Below are 19,467 nucleotides of genomic sequence, written 5' to 3' on the forward strand. Positions count from 1 at the left end.
TGATAAAGATCACAAATATAGAATATTAACAAATACAACAATGACAATCGCTTACATCAATAAGACAGAACTTTGAAAGTCATTTTTTTAAGATGGGATGTTCTATCGTCAATAGCCAAGGATATCCAGTGAGCACTACTTTACCATCCCAAGATAATTATAGTCGGCTACAGCAAGCAATTAGCCTCGCAAACTTAGTGTATCCACATACAGCAGGGATTCAAAAAATACGTAAAAATGCTCGCTTTGTTTTTTGGTACTTAACCTCGCCAAAAACGGTTCAAACCATGCTAGATTTGTTGACCACACCTCAGCTAGCACCATTAAAAACGCAATTTCCTTGTCTTCTCGAAAAGCCTTTAAAGCCCTATGGCAATCTTGGATGGTCACAAGCAAGAAGAACCCAACTTATTGTTGAGCATTTCACTTTTATGCTTAAACATTTTCCTTATCATATAGATGCTATCTATAAAAATAGAGGCATCGTGTTATATCAGTTTCAAGATAAAGACAAAAGATCCTACAGTATTAATCTCAACTCAGGCGAACGCAGAGAAGGATCGCTAGGGCTCCAACTTATCGATGAATACGGTCAACGGCTTTATTCAATCAGCTTTACGATATCAACAACTGAAAATACTCTTTACATTGGTTCTCTACAAGGGCCTACGGAGAGTATCTATAATCGAAATGAAACGATAAAAAGTCTTACCAAAGCATTACATGGCCTGCGGACCAAAGCCTTAATGGTTGAAATCGTAATGATGTTTGCACAGCTCTTTGAGATAGAGAACATATGTGCCATATCTAACCAAGGCCATATTTATCAAGCGTTGCGTTATATAGGTTCGAAACGAAATGCAGTGAGTTTTGATTACGATAAGCTATGGCAGGAATACCATGGTAAGCGTATTGATAAGTATACCTATCAGCTACCCACTCAATCAGAACGAAAAGATGTAGATCAACTAAATAGAACCAAGCGAAAACTCTATACGAAACGCTATCAATGGCTCGATGAATGCAAAACAGCGTTAGAAAGTAGTATTATGCTTTATAAATGAAAGATAAAAAAATAGGGAAAGCATCCGGCTTTCCCCGCTTAACCCAAGTATCTATAAGCAATACTTGTAATCTTCCCAAAATGAAAAAAACTGTGAATAAAAAGGGTTTCATTTAGGAAACTAAGTTATGTAGAGAATGAGCACATCCATTGTGATACATAACTTAGTTAATTCTAATTCTGTACTAAATTAAGAAATTACATTATTTCTCAATTCGGATCTCACCATCTTTATCCATACAGACAACGGCTTTGCGCTGTTGGATTAACTGCGCGGCATAAGAAGGTGTTACTGCATGTAGCTGACCTTTAGAGCAAAGAAATGAGCCTTCCCATGCTTGATCACGATATTTACCTGTTTCTGTAAATTCAATAACAACTTTCATATTACGCTCCTAAATGTCTCTGTACTTATGATAATGAAGCATGTCAGTATTCTTGTGGCGACTTCTGTACTAAACATACCAGAAGATTTAAAAATTATTAGCGACATAGTTGCAACGTTAGATTCGTATAATGTAAAAGTCGTATTGTCCTAAATTGCATGTAATACGATTGAGCTTTGGACGACTATTAAAAATAATAATAAAAATGAAAAGATATAAATAATTCTATTTTGCTAAGATTATGAATAATCAGGCATCAACTTAAAGTCATTCATAACTAATCAAACAACAAATCAAAATTATGAACATAAAAAGTAATTTAAGAATATTCACCTTGTTCAAACCTATCATTATTAGTAATAATACATTGCAAATATATAGAGTATTAGCTCTACATCAAAATGGTATCTAAACAGAGATATAAGACACAAAAAAAGCACAGTACCTAATAGAAATACTGTGCTTCTAACTTAACAATGACGCACTTTACTTAAAGAGATGGTGTCACATCTTCAATCGAAAACTTACCATTATCTAAGGGGCGAACTTCTTCTTTCTTATTGGTGAAGTTTAGTTTACTTAAATCTACTTTCTTGATGGTGCTATCACGCATAGTTTTGTAGAACAACAGCCCACGAGTCTGATCGATAACTGATGTCCATTGTGTCGCACTTGGTAAATCGGCTGGAATGTATTCCTTTGCATTAAACTCACTGCCGATTGGAATATCGAAGTTATTTAAAATATGAAATGCTTGAGAAACAGCTTCATCACCCGTTTTCATAACAGGAGCCGAGTTTACATAAAATGCCGCACGAACAAATCGTGATGGTGGTGTAATATCGCCAGGTAAGCCTAAAGCACCAGAACCAACACCAAACGAGAAGGCATTAACTCCATTAATCTGCTGAGCCTGACTCACTCCCGGATGTAAATTTATGTAGTTATTTAAATTTGTCACCTGCCAATTATAGTCAGGAGCATTAGTTAGGACTTTAGCGGTATTTTTATGAATATGGATCTGCCCATGATCCATAATCTCAATCACGATGCTGTTACCTTGCTTATCAGAAACACGCCAGTGAGCAGTTGGTGATGGATTACCTTTTGCGTCCATATAAACAGGGACAATCTTAATCTGATTAAGCGCCTGCTCGACTTCTGCTACCGTTTTAAATTGACTTAGCATCCAACGAACAAAATCCATATCTGTAATATTATTCGCAACAGAGTTTGGATCGTACTTAGCTAAAGAGCCGTAATTCTTAAAATAGAATAATCCTGCGGTTAAGCCTTCCTCGTTTACCCCTTCGGCAATAAAACGGTCATCACTTACTGAGATACCAGCAAAACCATATTTGCTCTGCCAAGTTAAGCCTTTCTTTTGATCTGATAAGATAGAGGTATACGAATGCTCTCGTGGAGAAACAACTAACTTGCTATTTAGATCACTTTCGCCCCACTCGATGGTACGAGCTTGAATATAATCGTGGTTAGTAGATGAAAGAGAGATACCTGTACACGCATTAGCAGAGTATGCGACAACAGAGGCCAGTAACGCACTTAATAATTTTAGTTTCATGTTTCACATCACCATGTATCAATATTGGCGACGATATTACATGTTTTTATCTTATCGTCAAAAACAATGTTTTATTGGCTTGTAAAAAAATATTTCAAACGACAAAAAAGCCCTTGAGATCATACTATCTCAAGGGCTTTTATAGCATCTAATGATTAAATCTTAGATAGCCCAACCACCAGCATAAAAAGCAACAAGAACAATCGCAATTAGTACGGTTCCGATGTTAAGGCGACGCCATTCACCAGAAATGACGCGTCCAATAACAAGAGCAGCAAAGCCTAACATGATGCCTGTCACAATATTGCTAGTTAATACAATAAAGACGGCGCACAATAATCCTGAAAGGCCATCAACCAGATCGTCCATATTTAACTTGCTGACATTACTGAGCATGAGTAGACCGACATACATAAGAGCCGGTGCGGTCGCATAAGCAGGAACTAAGTAACTTAATGGAGAGAGAAATAGCATTAGTAGAAATAGAGCACCAACAACGGTTGCTGTTAAGCCTGTTTTACCACCCGCGGCAGTTCCAGCAGCTGATTCAATATAAACAGCAGCAGGAGCGCCACCAACAAAACCTGCAAAAATACTGCTTACTGAGTCTGCGGTAAGAGCCTTACCACCACTAATAATATGACCACGTTCATTGAGCAAATTAGCCTGTCCTGCAACAGCACGAATCGTACCTGTAGCATCAAAAATAGCCGTCATCACAAGGGCTAGAACACTTGGTAAAACAACCGGGTTTAGCGCTCCCATTATATCCATAGCGCCAAGCAGTGATTCCCCCTCATGGCCAAAGGTTGGCATCGCAAAAAAACCATGGAATGTTACTTTAGGATCGAAAATTAAACCAAAAACAGAAATAGCAATAATGACTAATAAAATACCACCAGGAACGCGACGTTTTTCAAGACCAAAAATCGCAGCTAAACCAATAAGAGACATAAGTACAGGTAGAGAAGTGAAATCCCCCATTGCAACAGGGAGACCTTCATGAGGGTTTTTAACCACCAAACCCACACCATTGGCTGCAATTAATAAGAGAAATAGACCAATACCAATACCTGTGCCATGAGCAATGCCAAAAGGCATATTAGATAAAATCCACTTACGTACCCCTGTTACGGTAATCGCAGTAAAGATTAAACCCATTAAAAAGACAGCACCCAACGCAACAGGAATACTGATCCCTTGTCCTAGCACTAAACTAAATGCAGTGAAAGCAGTTAAAGAGATGGCACACCCAATAGCCATCGGAAGGTTAGCCCAAAGACCCATAAGTAAAGAACCAAAGGCCGCAACTAAACACGTTGCAATAAATACAGCGCCTTGGTTAAAACCTGCCGCACCTAACATGCTTGGTACAACGATAACGGAATATACCATTGCTAAAAATGTCGTTAATCCAGCAACGACTTCTTGGCGCACGGAGCTACCACGTTCAGAGATTTGAAAAAAACGATCTAACCCAGTATGACCAGTTGCATGAGAAGCAATGGAGCGATTATCTGACATGAGAGTTATCCTTCATGATTGTCGTCAGGCTTAAAGGAAGTAAAAAAACGCAACGCAAACGTTTGGCTTTTTAAATTTTGCCGCGATTTTAAGAAGCTTTAACACAAAAAGCAAAAATTTGATGATGATCTCATTGGTATTTGGTGAAGAAAACAGCAGACAATTAATTGCAAACGAAAACGATTGCTACAGATTAAGAAAATATGTGAAATTTACGTTTAAAGCTTACAGATAATTAACAATTTAAATTCTATTAATTATGTGATCAAGTCAACAAACAACCTATTAACAGCAACAATCATAGAAAATATTTCTACATATCAATAAAAAATGAGGATAAAAAGGGAAAACATTTCTTCATTTCTAGCGTTAATATAATCCTAAATCATACAGAGCACTTTCTTTCTTCTATATCGCTAACAAGCTCTGTATTTCTAGCAGTAGATTTAAGGTGAATATAATGAAAAAGCATCTATGGAATGGGTTTATTTCTGTTGTTAAACGCGATGTGGTTCCAGCTCTTGGCTGTACTGAGCCAGTCTCTGTTGCTCTTGCTGCTGCCATTGCAATGGAAAAACTAAAGCAACTAGGCGTTACTCATATAGATGCAATTCGTGCTCAAGTATCACCAAACCTAATGAAAAACGGAATGGGTGTTGGAGTACCTGGAACAGGTATGGTTGGCTTACCCATTGCAGCTGCAGTTGGAGCTATCGCAGGTGATTCACAAGCACAACTTGAAGTATTAAAAAATATCACCGAGCAAGACGTGAAGTTAGGTAAAGCGCTTATTGATAATGGTAATGTTGCAGTAACCGTTGCCGATGTCACCAATATTCTTTATGCCAAAGCGACATTATACAGCGGAGAGCATTTTGTTAGTGTTACCATTGCCGATAGTCACACACAAGTAATTGCAATTGAAGAGGACGGCATCACGACGTTTACGGCACAAAAAGACACATCTGCACAAAAAGCGGGCGCCGATGAAAATCCATTTATAGAAGCCATTGCAGAAGATATCTATGATTTTGCAATGAATGCCCCTCTTGAAGATATTCGTTTTATTGAACAAGCTTATGAGCTTAATGACGCATTATCTATTGAAGGCCTAACAGGTAAATATGGCTTACAAATTGGTGCTACATTCCAGCGTAACGTCGACCGTGGACTCTTATCTGGTGGACTGTTAACAGAGGTACTCTGCCGAACCTCAGCGGCATCAGATGCGCGAATGGATGGTGCCATGAAGCCAGCAATGAGCAACTCTGGTTCTGGTAATCAGGGGATTGCAGCCACAATGCCAGTTGTCGCTGTAGCCGATTTTATTAAAGCTAATAAAGAGCAACAAATTCGAGCTCTTATGCTTTCCCATTTAATGGCCATTTATATTAAAAGTCATCAAAACAAACTCTCAGCACTTTGTGGAGCAACAACAGCTTCAATGGGGGCAGTTGCGGGGATGACTTGGTTACTGGGCGGTAACTTTCCACAAATCAGCTCTGCTATTTGCAGCATGATTGGGGATATTGCCGGTATTATTTGTGATGGAGCAAAAACCAGCTGTGCAATGAAAGTTTCATCTTCTGCTAGTGCTGCCGTTAAAGCCGCATTAATGGCCCTTGACGGTATTCGTGTAACTGGTAACGAGGGTATTGTGGCAGATGATGTTGACACTTCTATTCGCAACTTATCCGCTCTAGCCAATGGCGCAATGACTCAAACCGATGTGCAGATTCTAGATATTATGGTGAACAAGTCGTAATACCGCTTCAGATCATCATTTACTCTCCGTACAACTAAGCCCATTGTGTAAATACAATGGGTTTATCCTTACCTCTCAATTGATTTTTAACTCTAGTTATTCCCTTCTTAATAAGCATTAGTGATAACTTATAACCTTTAGTTATTTCTAATTATATTCTCTAGCGAGATAATCCTACTCAATCTGTAATACCAGATAAAATTACTCAAGATTGTTCCCTTTTTAGAATAAGTCTCCATCTAACAGCTTATTTTAGAAAAAATGACTAAACTTGCGATTTATATCTCAGTAACAGATGAAAATACAAGGCCATTACAGAGCCAAATAAATATAAAAATATTGAAGTAATTCAAACTATTAGACACAAAAAAGATCGTTTAAACTGATCAGAATCAAGGGTGAAAATTCATTTTATGCTTAACCCAATAGCAGAGAATGGATTTCTTTTTATGCTAGTTACATGCGTTTTTTTGCAAAATAATTCTCTTCATATCTGAGTATGCTCATCTTGAAGAGAATTGATGCTCTGTATCTAAAATAAAAATAACAACCCTACTAAATGGAAACCACTATGAGTGATATCACCCCAGCAGTAAAATCTGCGAGTAATACCAAAGTCCCACCCCACATTAGTGCCAATATGTCAGAGCAAGAGTGGAAACAAGCGATAAAATTTGACAGCGTTGATATTGGATGGATTGTAATGAGTATCGGCATGGCAATTGGTGCCGGTATTGTTTTCCTTCCTGTGCAAGTCGGCGTGATGGGACTTTGGGTCTTTTTGCTCTCTTCGATCATTGGCTACCCAGCAATGTATCTCTTCCAAAAGCTATTTATTAATACGTTAGCAGAATCAAAAGAATGTACGGATTACCCTGGGGTTATTTCTGGCTACTTAGGTAAGAACTGGGGTGTAGCTCTTGGTATTCTCTATTTTTTGATGTTAGTTATTTGGGTTCTGGTGTATTCACTTGCCGTTACCAATGATAGCTCATCTTATCTGCATACCTTTGGCATTACCGAAGGCCATTTAAACCAAAATGCTTTTTATGGCTTAGCACTTATCTGTATTTTGGCCTTTATCGGTTCTAAAGGTGAAAAGTTGCTGTTTAAACTGTCGGGATTTATGGCAGTAACGGTATTAACTTTGGTTGGTGTTATGGGAGTACTGCTTATTTCTCGCTGGGATTTCAATAATATTCCAGCAATGGGAAATATGGGAGCAATGATCAAGGATGCGATCATTACCTTACCGTTTACGCTAACCTCGATCCTATTTATCCAATCACTTAGCCCAATGGTGATCTCATACCGATCCCATGAAAAATCGATTGAAGTTGCACGTTACAAAGCCTCTCGTGCCATGACTATCGCATTTTCTATCTTATTTGTTGTCGTGTTCTTCTTCGCAATATCATTTACCTTTGCGATAAATCAAGAGCAAGCTCATGAAGCCATGCAACAAAATATCTCTGCACTTGCCATTATTGCTCATTACTTCCCTGGAAGTTGGGCGACAATTACCGGAATTGTAATCAACATCTTTGCGGTCGTAACATCCTTCTTTGGGGTATTTCTTGCATTCCAGGAAGCATGTCGTGGTTTAGCAATGAATCTGCTGCTACGAAAATTTGAAGAGTCACAAATTAACCGTCAACTGGTTAATAAATTGGTGACCGTATTTATTATTTTACTGGCATGGTCTGCGGTTGCACTCAATGCTCCAATCTTGTCGTTCACTTCTATCTGTAGTCCGATCTTCGGTTTAGTTGGCTGTTTGATCCCAGCATACTTGGTATATAAAGTGCCTAGCTTACATAAATACAAAGGTGTAGCGACCAATCTAATTATTATTACTGGTATCTTGCTTTGTATTTCTCCACTACTTGCTTTTATGTAATTTGGCAGTAAAAGATACAAAAAAGGGCTATGGTCGAAAAATCGATCATAGTCCTTTTTATTATGGTCGTTACCTTACAGTTGGAGCGAGCTTTCCTTTATGGTGTTCTTCTAATTTAGCCATTAAGAAATCGATCAACAGACGTAATCTCTTAGGCATCAAATTTCGCTGAGAATAAACGAAACTGATTGGAACCTCTGGCATTTTCCACTCAGGTAATAAATGAACAAGTCGCCCAGTTTCAAGGTGAGGAAGACAAATAAACTCAGGCAATAAAGCAATACCTAAACCATCAACACAAGCTTCTGCGGCGGCAGATATCGTATTAACCTGAATACGATGAGGAAGCTCAATGTGAAATTCTTGCTCATCTTGTGATATTTGCCAAGCAGAGTTAACCCTTGCAGCATTATCTATTCGAATTTGGTAGTGAGGTATTTTTAAATCAGTAGGTACATTAATATCACCATACTGTGCCAAATACTCAGGACTTGCCACCAGCATACGATGAGAAGAGTGAAACTGACGAGCAATAAGACTTGAATCTTCAATTGGCCCAATTTGAACGTAAAGATCAATACCTTCACTGATTAACTCAACCGGTTTATTGGTTAGATCAAGATGGATGACCACATTTGGATATTGACGCAGATATTCATTGATGTACGGAATTAAGACTTGCTGTCCTACTTCTACCGGCATCGCAATATTAATCCTTCCACGGACTTGATCCTGATTTGCAGTCACTTCCAATTCGGCTTGTGAAATAATGTCCATCATCTGAGCGCAAGATTGATAAAACAGCTCCCCTTCTTGAGTTAGAGTAATATGTCGCGTTGATCTCGTTAATAACCTAACCCCTAAGTGGCTTTCTAATTCAGCAACTTTTCGACTCACTGTAGATTTGGTTAACTCTAGAGCCTCTGCTGCCTGGGTAAAACTGCCACATTCGACAACTTGTGCAAAAATCGCAACGGTATTGAGATCCATAGCTTACCTTTATCTATCTAATGTCTTTTGTTGGGTAATGGTGCCAGTCATAATCAAGACAATCAACTATTTAGCTCTCTTCAATTAATCGACCAAAGATCAAAACAATAGCTAAAAGAAAAAAGCATAAAAAAACGGCTTATTATCAAGCCGTTTTTTCTCATTACTAAATCAATTAAGCAATTGCCATATCTTTTGCTGGTGGCTGTTTGGGTTTTCGTTGTGCTAATGCAACACCGGCCAACACCATCATTCCTCCAATATAGTGGTAATAAGCCAGTTGCTCGTGCAGAACAATACTGGCAACAATCGCAGCAATTACCGGCATTAAATTCATAAACATCGCCGTACGATCAGCACCTAATCGTTCAATAGCTTGTAGCCAACACCATGGTGCAATCACAGAAGCAGGGATAGCAGCATACATAATAAGTGGTAAAGAATCGGCGGTAATACCTGAACGATGACTTGTAATCAAAAGGGGAGTTAGCATGATCACCGCAAATAATGTCTGAACATACACAGACTGCCAATTGCTTATCGGCATTTTCCAACGTTTCAGTAACACGCTATAAAGTGCATACACGAATGCTGCAATTAGCAATAAACCATCTCCTTGAGTGATCCCTTGTGCTAATAAATAAGAGATATCACCATGCCCTAACATAAAGATAAGGCCAGCTAGGGACAGAACAGCCCCGACTAACGCCATTGGCGCTAATCGTTGGCCGAGTAAAGGGACACTTAAAAACATGCTGATAAGCGGTACTAATGAGATAATTAAAGCCATATTAGTTGCAGAGGTGGTAGCTGCAGCAAAATAACCAAGAGATTGGTTTAATACCATACCAAGTAGAGCTAAAAACGCTAATTTGGATAGATAAGGCTTAATAATATGACGCTTGCGCCAGGCACCAATTGCGACAAACGGCGTTAACGTCACCATGGCGAAAAACCAGCGATAAAAAGAGATCGCACCGGGATCTATAACACTAAATGAAAGTTTATTTACGATGGCATTTATAGCCCAGATCGTAACGGTTAACAGGGGAAATAGGTAGAACATAACACGCCTTAATGCAGAACTTGCAGGAGACTACTCGAATATACGAGACTCTATAAGGCTATTGTGTCACGTCATTTACCGAACACATATTCGTAATCGGACATATTGAGTTATTTATCAGACATAATCAAAAAAAGAATGATATTGGCGATAAATGCAAAAAAGCGAAGCACTTGCTCCGCTTAAATTAATTAAGAATTAGCGTCACAAAACATGGTTCTTGCCAATCGCGCTAGATTATACGCATCGACATAACCAGAATGCTGACGACCTTCCCACTCAAGACCTGCAACATCCATTGCAGCTCGATGACCTAATCGCTTATTCTCAACATGGCGTTGTAACTTAAACAAAGTCGCTAAATTTAGGTATTCACGAAATGGAACCTTAAGACCTTTAGCTTCACATTCTCGTTTAAGAATTAAGTCATCTTGGCCCCAAGCGGCATAAATTTTATGTCGACCACCAAATTTCTGTTCAATCGAACGAAGGATAACAGCTAAAGGTTTGCCGTTCTTTTCAACTTGCTCAGGTTTGATGCCAGTGAGTTCGGTACAAAACGGAGAAACTTGATCGTGATCTGGTAGCACATAATGCTGAGCTCGACGAACTATCTCCCCAGTATTTAAATCCAGTTCCGCGACTCCAATTTCGATAATTTCACCAGTCCTTGGTCTTCGTCCATCATTCCAGCAGCACATTTCAAGGTCAAAACAGACTAAGCGGTCAAAATTCATTCTTCATCCAAGGATCACGGGGTAAACAGACACGGATAATACCATTATCGTTTACTTGGGTGAACTTTGAGATGAACACTATATCCAGAGTTCTCTTTAAACGATCATTATTTAGTGAGAGTGGATCTTACAGTTGTTAGGGATTACTTTACTACTTAAACGTACTTTGCTCGCATTAATGACACCATCATATTCGCTATCAAAGCCATCACCATCAGATTTACCTTCATTCACACCGTCAAACTCAAGATATACACTCAAATAAGGCTCATCGCCCTTACCATTTGCAATTTGATCCAATAAATTTGCGTCAATATCAGCTAAAGCATCATTCTCTGAGTATAACCAATAGTCTTTAGTATCATTGCATGGTGTAAAAGCATTCACTTCAAAACCAACGGTGTACACGCCTTTATACAATATTGGATGATTATCTTTTGCCATTACAGATAAACTTGTTCCCAAAAGGGCAACGAGCAATACAGGAATACGCCATAATTTCATCATTCTGTTCCAATCTAGTTTTCCAACTGCAACAATGCCAAGTCAATTCAGCCATATCTATCCTTTCTATGTACAGATTTGTCAGGGTATTGATTGAACTATTATCTCGAAGACCGTATCTTTACGCAGAGAAAGAGTCATATAGATGATCTACATATGAAAAATGTCTATCGCCCAATTTTTGATGATAACAACCCTCCAGCTGAAATATTTTTCGGCCATGAAGTCTTTTTGCCAAATACAGGAACCATTCCGCATTGGCACTCATGGGGACAGTTACAATTAATCAGTGGCGGTATAATGGAGCTAAAAACCCAAAACAAACGATTTCTCTCACCTCCTCAGTATGCGGTTTGGGTCCCACCAACTGTCACTCATGAGAGCTATATTCGCCGCAGTTTAGATTATTGTTCGATGAACATTATTGCGCCTTTAGCATCGACATTGCCAAGTTATCCTTGCCTATTAGAAATCTCTCCTATTATCGAGGCAATTGTAAATGATTTTCGCCGTCGAAAGTTAGTCTATCCACAAACACCTGAAGATGAACGACTAGTTAAAGTTCTTCTCGATCAAGTCTTGCAGTGCCCTATCCATCAACAGTTTTTACCAACAAGCGATGATAAGCTGTTAAATCCAATTTTGGTCGAGTTAGAAAAGAATCCAACAAATGCCAAATCATTAGCACAATGGGCAAGCGAGCTTCATACAACAGAGAGAACATTAGCAAGACACTGCCAAGATAAATTGGGAATGAGTTTTACAGAGTGGCGCCAGAGAAGAAAATATATCTACTCTTTGCATTTATTGCGACGAGGGATGACGGTAAAAGAAGTAGCCTTGACCTTAGGCTATCACCAAGCTTCTCCTTTTATAACATTATTTAAAAAGCATTCTGGTAGTACACCAGAACAATATCGTCAACGTATTGGTATGGACATTCAAAGCTAGAAGGCTAAATCAAATTTTAGGTAAAAAAAAGCGAGCCGGTCGAAGGCTCGCCAAAAACTCATATATTGCTTTTCGAGAGTTTAGCTACTGTCTTATTACTATCCTTAGTAACGCCACAGTACACTCATCGAAAGGGACAAAGGTTATATCCGGGATAAATAATAGCTCAATCCGTCAATATTTTGTCATGTCAATGTCAAAATATGTCACTTAGTTTTGAATACCACCGCCAACAGATAAATAAATGGAGTTATCACCGTGAGATGATTGGCCATAACCAAAGTACACAGGCCCTAAAAATGAATCGATGGCAATAAATACACTTCCTGCACTGATGGCACTATTCCAGCTCATATCAGACACATGGTTCCATACCCCACCACGTTCAATAGAACCTCCGAGATATACCGGAGATGAGAAAGCACCAAAATCATTATCAAATAAACGGTAGCGGTAAATTAAACCAGCAAAAGCACTGTAACGACCATTTAACTCATAGCGGTGATAACCTGATAAATTAAATAGACCACCGAGATCTTGAACATTGATTGGTAAGATTTCTTCAGAATCAGAACCGCCACTCTTTAAGATGCTAACAACTGAATGACGACCTAAATTCCATGGTTGAATTAATGAAACGTCATAGTAGGAGCCATAACCAGATTCACTTTCACCTAAGAATGCTGTTTTTGCGTCGATAAGGCCAAACTCAGATGAGAAATAGGTTCCTTTTGATGGGAAATAAAAATTATCCAAGTCATCATAGGTAAAGCTCCAGTATGGGCCATAGGTTCGGTAATCTTCTTTCGAACCATTAACAAGTAGACGAATTTTACCATCTTGAATACGATAACCCATATTAAAGACAGCCCAAGGGCGAACATTCCAACCAAGTTCCGCAAAACCGGTATAGTTTGCATATTCAGCACGAAGATTTAAGGATGAGGCATCAGCATCAATATTGCTAAATTGACGAATTTCATTGTTCCAACTCGCGCCAAAGGCACTAAAGAATTTTTGGTCATAATCAAAAGGCAAATAGAGTTCTGTATTCACCTTTTTCCAGCTACCAAGCTGTGCTTCCACCGTCCATTCACCACCTTTATCGGTCACATCGGTATAAATATATTGTGCCCCAAAGGTAAAATCTGAACGTTCAGAAAAATCATCTTCAAAGGTTAATTTAAAATTAAGATATCCCGGCCCCCAAGGCTTTTCATCTACTTTCATCACTAACACGTTTTTACCCGAGCGGTGTTCAATTTCATAACCGACTTTAGCAAAAATATCTTGAGACTGCAGGCGATTAACCGCTTCTTCAAGCTCTTCATTAGAAATGATACGTTTCGTTTTCAAATCTAATAAAGCCAGTAATGCCGTGTCAGATAAACGGGTATGGTTATCAATATCGATCGTATCAATATAATAGGCACTATGAGCCGCCAATTGACTACGTCGGTTCTGCTTTTCTTTTAAATATTGTTCATATTGGGCTGGAGAAACTTGAAATTTAAGTAAAGCAGGCAACATCTTGTTCGCGATATTTCGGCCAGCGCGATACGCTAGCTCCATTTTATCGAAATCCGGTGCAAGCATAAAACTCACATCGGGCTGCATATAAATATCACCAGGATGAAGTAAACTTTTTTGATGATCAGCACTGGCATTTGTCATGTATGTTGTTAGCTGAGAGATGATATTAAGTGCGCTTTCCAGATCTTTTTGAGGAAGTAAACTGTCTCGCAAATCGACCGCGATAATAACATCGACCCCCAGTTTCTGGGCTATATCAACCGGCATATTATTAACAACACCACCATCGACCAATAGCTTGCCATTTAATTTTACAGGCTTAAGTGCGCCAGGAACCGTCATAGACGCTTGCATAGCCGTTGCTAAATGACCAGAACTAATGACATAAGGCGCAACTTTTGCAATATCGGTTGCAACGCTACGATAAGGTATTGGTAATTGATCAAATGATGATACAGCAGGTAGGTTATTGGTTAAATTACGCAGTAAAACGGCCATCCCCTGCCCCTGAAAAGCACTGGGTCTCGCTTTAAATTCCCCATTAAGATCTAAACCTAGATCGGTATGTAGCTGAAAATCATCGTTCTGCTGTTTACGACGTAATGTTAGATCATTTCGTTTTGCTCGATCATTGTAACCTTGATCCCAATTTGCATTTAACGTGCGATCTTTCACCTCTTTAGCCGTTAATCCCATTGCATACATGCCACCAACATAGGCTCCCATACTGGTACCAGTAATGACATCAACAGGAATTCGGTTCTCTTCCAAAACTTCTAAAACACCAATGTGAGCTGCGCCCTTTGCGCCTCCCCCACTGAGTACTAAACCAACTTTTTTACGATCTATCTGTGGACGATCTATCGCATCAGCAAAGACATTAGAGCTAAAACATAATGCAACTATCAATAACCCTTTTCTGACATGCATTCGATCTAAACGCGACATACTACCCTCTATAAAGATCATTTCGGTAAATAGTTATCAGAAGATAAAAAAGAAAAAAGGATTCTACCACGAGAATCCTTTTTCGGACGAGTAATCTAAATTTTATATACCCTTTGCAACATCATCTAGTGCAGCCATGACTTGATCATTAATATGTCCAGTATGAACTAATTTACATACCTTACGACGAACCGCTAGACCAGAGATTAAACGTTCAATCGACAAATGTCGGGCATCTTGCTGACTATTGTATAATTCAACTGTTTTACTTAAGGTCTCATAAGATACCACTTCATCACCGACACGTAGCCAATCTAGCTTCTCTAAATACCCCTGGCATTCATCAGTGATAGCACTAGAGGGATGACCAGTCATAGCCGACAGTGCCGTTATACTGCGTTGTAGAGCTTCTGGAGAAGTATATTTAGATAAAATAATCGTTAATTCATCGGCATTAATTTCTACCAAATGCTTACGCAGCTTAATTCGACGGCCAAGACGTCCTTTCGGTCGATGTTCTTTGCGCTGAATGGGTTCAAATTCACCATCAATAATTTCGGAAAGCTGATCAAGGTGTTGCCGTGGCATAATCTCATTTCGAAGCGGATTTGGCATAGTAGGTGCCATATTTCGCTTACCTTCATTGATTGTTTTTGCACGAGAAAAACGGATCACTTCATCAGCATTACATTTAATATCAATTTGGTAATCGGTATAGCGCTTATCCGGATCCTCTGGTGAGATCGTTAAATGATAGCCCCATAAATTAACGGCAAAAATAGACTCAGAGATCTTATCTTTTGCTAATTTTCGCAATTCCCGAATTAAATCAACAGAGAAACGTCGCCACTCAATGTTTCTTGCAAGCTTTTGATTTAACTCACTAAGAAGCATAGTATCAGTGCCTTTACGCGACATTCGACTACGAAAAAACGTATACAGCTGAAACACAAGTGTATGCTGACGCAATATCTCTGGTGGGAATAAAAAGAAATAGTCACGGGTTAATAATTCATCAAAAAAAGACGGTTCCCAAACCATAATATACAAATTAGGTTTGATACGGATCTCACCATCTTCACCTTCTTGTGGCGCCTCTTCAGAAGCTGTGATCGTACGAGCAATAAAACGAAAACGATCACTTTTGAAACCTTCAGGCATATTTTCACTTAACCAACGACCGGTTAATTCATGTAACTGAAAGTCAGTAAATTCAATACGATCAATACTTTCACGAATAGAATCTCGCGCAGGTCCACTGTCTTTTTTACCGCGCAGTGCTAGAATATCGGTAATATAAACAGGTGTTTTATTCCCCATAACTCGAGATTGAAGTTCGTAATCAGAGATATGATGATCATGGTATTGCACGGTTAATGTAAACAGCGCAAATAGTGTCATCAGATCATCAACCGTCATGATCGACTTTGAAGATCGAGTCTCAATGATCGCTTTTGTACCACTAATCGCTACCATTGATTTTTGATAGCTCTTTTTTGTCCGAGGGGGGGCTAACGCTTGATCAATGATCCCAGCCCAACTTGTTGGTGAAACCACAATTTGATCGGCCTCATCGGGCATGCTTGGTGGAGTACCTAAACCATGTTCCGTCAGTAAGCGACGGTTAACATGAGTTTGAGCTAAAGCCTTCGAGCGTTTTTTCTTTTCTTTTTCCTGACTTGTTTCAGAAATAAGGCTTCCAGTACCTAACTGTGAAATTAAATGTGCTGGATTAACAAAATGATGCAGCATTGTTTTCCCTGCAAGCCCTTCTTCAAATCGCACGGGTTGCTGAGTAAATAAACCAAGATTAACTGCTGCTCGTAACCGTTGCTGAATGGCTGCACGAGTTAACTGCCCTTCTGTTGCTTCAACAAGCTCTGTTGTTGAAACCATGCCATCAACCGTTGATAAACCTCGAAGTGAAATTAGATTTAACAATTCAATGATGCTTTTTGTCACACCTTTAAAATGTTGATATTGACCAAGCCAATCAACAATCGCCGAATGGATTGCAAAAAGATGCCCATCTTTGTGGGATCTTGGAGCTAAGATCAATATCTTTTCCGTGGTTGTAGTATCAGTCTTCTGAGTGGTTTTCATCTGTCAAAGGCCGTAGATGCATCATTTTTCCGTAAGAGATTAATAGAAAAAGATCAATAAATAAAGATTTTTTTATTATTTTTTCTTTAACTGATCTTTTTGATTTTTATGATCTATATGATTATCTGATCTTATGATCTGGTCATTAAATACGTACTTAAGCCATTGATAAATACAATTTTTATTTTTTTGATATTAGGAAGAATGATCAAAGGCTTCACAGAAGCATGATCAATAAGTATGAGAAAGCATGATCAACAAAGCCCCTAAAGCATGATCATCAAGGAGATGAAACGATGATCAATAACTATTCGAATCAATGATCATGATTTGATCATTGGTTACACACAGACTTATCCACAGAAGACTTCGATAGGGTTTCTTTTTTTGAGATTTTCACCCTAGAACAATGATCAAGTAATCGTTTTTTGAACGCAATTCTCCCAAATTATGCTGTAGTTTACTCTCAAATCCAAAATTGAAATGACAATTCCAGTAAAGAAATCGGATTATATCATGTGTCCGATGGAAAAGATGATCATGGAAGAGCTTTTGTATTTCAATTTTATCTATCTATAGCTATTAGCGACTTTTTATTATTGTAAAAATAGCGTCTAATCCCTTGTCGAATCTACGTTCCCCGTAAATTTCTCCTGATTTTATATGCTTCCGAGATCAAATATATTTTTAAAGCTTTACTTGATCATTTTTCCGATCATGAGACTGAAATATGGCATGATCTTAGTGTGTAAAACATCCTTGATCATCGTTCGGCTATTTATTAAAAATTATGGATCAATGATCAAGGTTGTCGCCTTTCGTAGCTCGTTTAACTAAGATAATTGACAGTTTTGGCTATGAAATTGAGTAATTTCATTAGTGTGTTTAATTTTGCATCAAATACTGAAGATATAATTGATTCTACATCATCCGTAATTTAGCTCTTTTTTTTCACGCTTCCGAGATATGTTCATTTACATTGTAAATAAGTGACGTTGTAACACTTTCTTTGTGTCCCTCTTTCTTGGTTAATTACCCTATAAAATTTCAGAGCTCATCACAAAAAACGATCTAAAAATTTGAATTATCCTGCAAAAAGCAATTATATATACTTATCTTTTTTTGTTCAGCTATTTATTGTTTTTGTGTAAATGTGCTGTACAATATCGCTAAGTCTTTTATCATGGTGAAAAATAGAATGAATAGGGAACAGACCATAACGAATTTGCTCAATATTGCTGAGCAGACGAAACAAGTACAAGCTGACCGTATTGAGATTGTTTTAGAAGAAAGAAGAGAAGAACTTTTTCCTCCAATGTCTAAAGCATTAATGGAAACTCGTTCTGGTTTAACACGCCGTAAATTAGATGATGCAATTGCTCGAATGGAAGCAACTGGTCATCAATTTACTAAAAATAATGCTAATCACTACTCTATTACATTAGATGAAGCACACAAACTTATGGCTGCAGCTAAAAAACCTGCATTTCATGAGCGAGAGGGTGCGGGTCGAAAACCTTGGGTTGTTAATGTTCAGAACCAAAAAGGTGGTACTGGTAAGTCAATGACTGCCGTTCATCTTGCTGCATGTTTAGCTCTCGATTTGGATAAACGTTACCGTATTTGTCTTATTGACCTCGATCCACAGGGTTCTTTACGCCTATTCTTAAACCCTTTGATCAGTGTTGGTGAGCAAGAAACAATTTATTCAGCTGTTGATGTTATGCTCGATAATATTCCTGAAGGAGCACAGCTTAATAAGAAATTCTTGATGGATAACGTTGTTTTACCAACTCAATATCCAAATTTAAAGACAATTGCCGCGTTCCCTGAAGATGCAATGTTCAATGCTGATGCTTGGCAAGATCTCGCTGTAAATCAAGACCTTGATATTGTTCGCTTACTAAAAGATCGTGTGATAGACCCGATTGCTGATGAGTTTGACTTAATCATGATCGATACAGGTCCTCATATTGATCCACTTGTTTGGAACGCTATGTATGCTTCTAATGCGTTAATCATTCCATGTGCAGCAAAGCGATTGGACTGGGCATCGACCGTAAACTTCTTCCAGCATCTACCTACTGTATATGAGATGTTCCCTGAAGATTGGCATGGTTTGGAATTTATTCGCCTGATGCCTACCATGTTTGAAGACGATAATAAGAAACAAGTTTCGGTTTTAACTGAAATGAACTACTTATTACGTGATCAAGTGATGATGGCGACAGTACCAAGAAGTCGAGCGTTTGAAACCTGTGCTGATACCTATAGTACAGTATTTGATTTAACTGCGGCTGAATTTGAAGGGGGTAAAAAAACCTTATCAACAGCGCAAGAAGCCATTCAGCGAGTATCATTAGAGCTTGAACGTGTAATGCATAGCCATTGGGCGAATCTAAATCGGGAGTAAAC

14 protein-coding genes are annotated in these 19,467 nt (G+C 38.5%); 5 read left to right on the forward strand and 9 right to left on the reverse strand.

All coding sequences use genetic code 11. The features are described from left to right. Window positions 1-128: 128 nt before the first annotated feature. The gene (locus WAX86_RS19180; protein WP_341489508.1) at window positions 129-1,064 is read left to right on the forward strand and encodes a VirK/YbjX family protein; all 936 of its coding nucleotides are present in this window, start codon (window positions 129-131) and stop codon (window positions 1,062-1,064) included. Between the two features lie 202 nt (window positions 1,065-1,266). Here WAX86_RS19180 and WAX86_RS19185 read toward each other — a convergent pair whose 3' ends face one another. The 3 genes from WAX86_RS19185 to WAX86_RS19195 form a co-directional block, all read right to left on the reverse strand. After that, window positions 1,267-1,449 (reverse strand): hypothetical protein, encoded by a 183-nt coding sequence (locus WAX86_RS19185; protein ID WP_005306282.1) that lies wholly within the window; start codon window positions 1,447-1,449, stop codon window positions 1,267-1,269. Window positions 1,450-1,939: 490 nt separating this feature from the next. Then, complete coding sequence (locus tag WAX86_RS19190; protein ID WP_341489509.1) at window positions 1,940-3,031, reverse strand: choloylglycine hydrolase family protein; 1,092 nt, start codon at window positions 3,029-3,031, stop codon at window positions 1,940-1,942. Between the two features lie 162 nt (window positions 3,032-3,193). Then, the gene (locus tag WAX86_RS19195; protein ID WP_341489510.1) at window positions 3,194-4,555 is read right to left on the reverse strand and encodes an NCS2 family permease; all 1,362 of its coding nucleotides are present in this window, start codon (window positions 4,553-4,555) and stop codon (window positions 3,194-3,196) included. Window positions 4,556-5,015: 460 nt separating this feature from the next. On the opposite strand from WAX86_RS19195, the gene WAX86_RS19200 reads away from it, so the two are divergent. Both WAX86_RS19200 and WAX86_RS19205 read left to right on the forward strand, forming a co-directional pair. Then, window positions 5,016-6,320, forward strand: coding sequence for a serine dehydratase subunit alpha family protein (locus WAX86_RS19200; RefSeq protein ID WP_044177810.1), 1,305 nt, complete (start codon window positions 5,016-5,018; stop codon window positions 6,318-6,320). Between the two features lie 571 nt (window positions 6,321-6,891). After that, window positions 6,892-8,220, forward strand: coding sequence for a hypothetical protein (locus WAX86_RS19205; protein WP_341489511.1), 1,329 nt, complete (start codon window positions 6,892-6,894; stop codon window positions 8,218-8,220). A gap of 69 nt (window positions 8,221-8,289) precedes the next feature. Here the strand turns inward: WAX86_RS19205 and WAX86_RS19210 are convergent, their stop codons facing one another. The 4 genes from WAX86_RS19210 to WAX86_RS19225 form a co-directional block, all read right to left on the reverse strand. Then, window positions 8,290-9,210: a LysR family transcriptional regulator gene (locus WAX86_RS19210; protein ID WP_341489512.1), complete on the reverse strand. Its 921-nt coding sequence runs from the start codon at window positions 9,208-9,210 to the stop codon at window positions 8,290-8,292. A 175-nt stretch (window positions 9,211-9,385) separates the two neighbouring features. Next, window positions 9,386-10,276, reverse strand: a complete 891-nt coding sequence (locus tag WAX86_RS19215) for a DMT family transporter (protein ID WP_005306297.1) — start codon at window positions 10,274-10,276, stop codon at window positions 9,386-9,388. 191 nt (window positions 10,277-10,467) lie between these two features. Then, window positions 10,468-11,013, reverse strand: a complete 546-nt coding sequence (locus WAX86_RS19220; protein ID WP_341489513.1) for a 3'-5' exonuclease — start codon at window positions 11,011-11,013, stop codon at window positions 10,468-10,470. Window positions 11,014-11,124: 111 nt separating this feature from the next. Next, a complete protein-coding gene (locus WAX86_RS19225; RefSeq protein WP_341489514.1) occupies window positions 11,125-11,520 on the reverse strand; it encodes a hypothetical protein in 396 nt (131 codons plus the stop codon). A gap of 153 nt (window positions 11,521-11,673) precedes the next feature. Here WAX86_RS19225 and WAX86_RS19230 point away from each other — a divergent pair, with 153 nt between their 5' ends. After that, complete coding sequence (locus WAX86_RS19230) at window positions 11,674-12,468, forward strand: helix-turn-helix transcriptional regulator (protein WP_065171167.1); 795 nt, start codon at window positions 11,674-11,676, stop codon at window positions 12,466-12,468. Window positions 12,469-12,678: 210 nt separating this feature from the next. On the opposite strand, the gene WAX86_RS19235 is transcribed toward WAX86_RS19230, so the two are convergent. Next, window positions 12,679-14,949, reverse strand: a complete 2,271-nt coding sequence (locus tag WAX86_RS19235) for a patatin-like phospholipase family protein (protein ID WP_341489515.1) — start codon at window positions 14,947-14,949, stop codon at window positions 12,679-12,681. Between the two features lie 102 nt (window positions 14,950-15,051). Continuing rightward, complete coding sequence (locus WAX86_RS19240) at window positions 15,052-17,052, reverse strand: replication initiator protein RctB domain-containing protein (RefSeq protein ID WP_005306308.1); 2,001 nt, start codon at window positions 17,050-17,052, stop codon at window positions 15,052-15,054. Between the two features lie 1,198 nt (window positions 17,053-18,250). On the opposite strand from WAX86_RS19240, the gene WAX86_RS19245 reads away from it, so the two are divergent. After that, complete coding sequence (locus WAX86_RS19245; protein WP_005306311.1) at window positions 18,251-19,465, forward strand: AAA family ATPase; 1,215 nt, start codon at window positions 18,251-18,253, stop codon at window positions 19,463-19,465. The last annotated feature ends 2 nt before the right edge of the window (window positions 19,466-19,467 follow it).

Source organism: Photobacterium damselae subsp. damselae (genome assembly GCF_038086725.1).
GTDB classification, from domain to species: Bacteria; Pseudomonadota; Gammaproteobacteria; order Enterobacterales; family Vibrionaceae; genus Photobacterium; species Photobacterium damselae.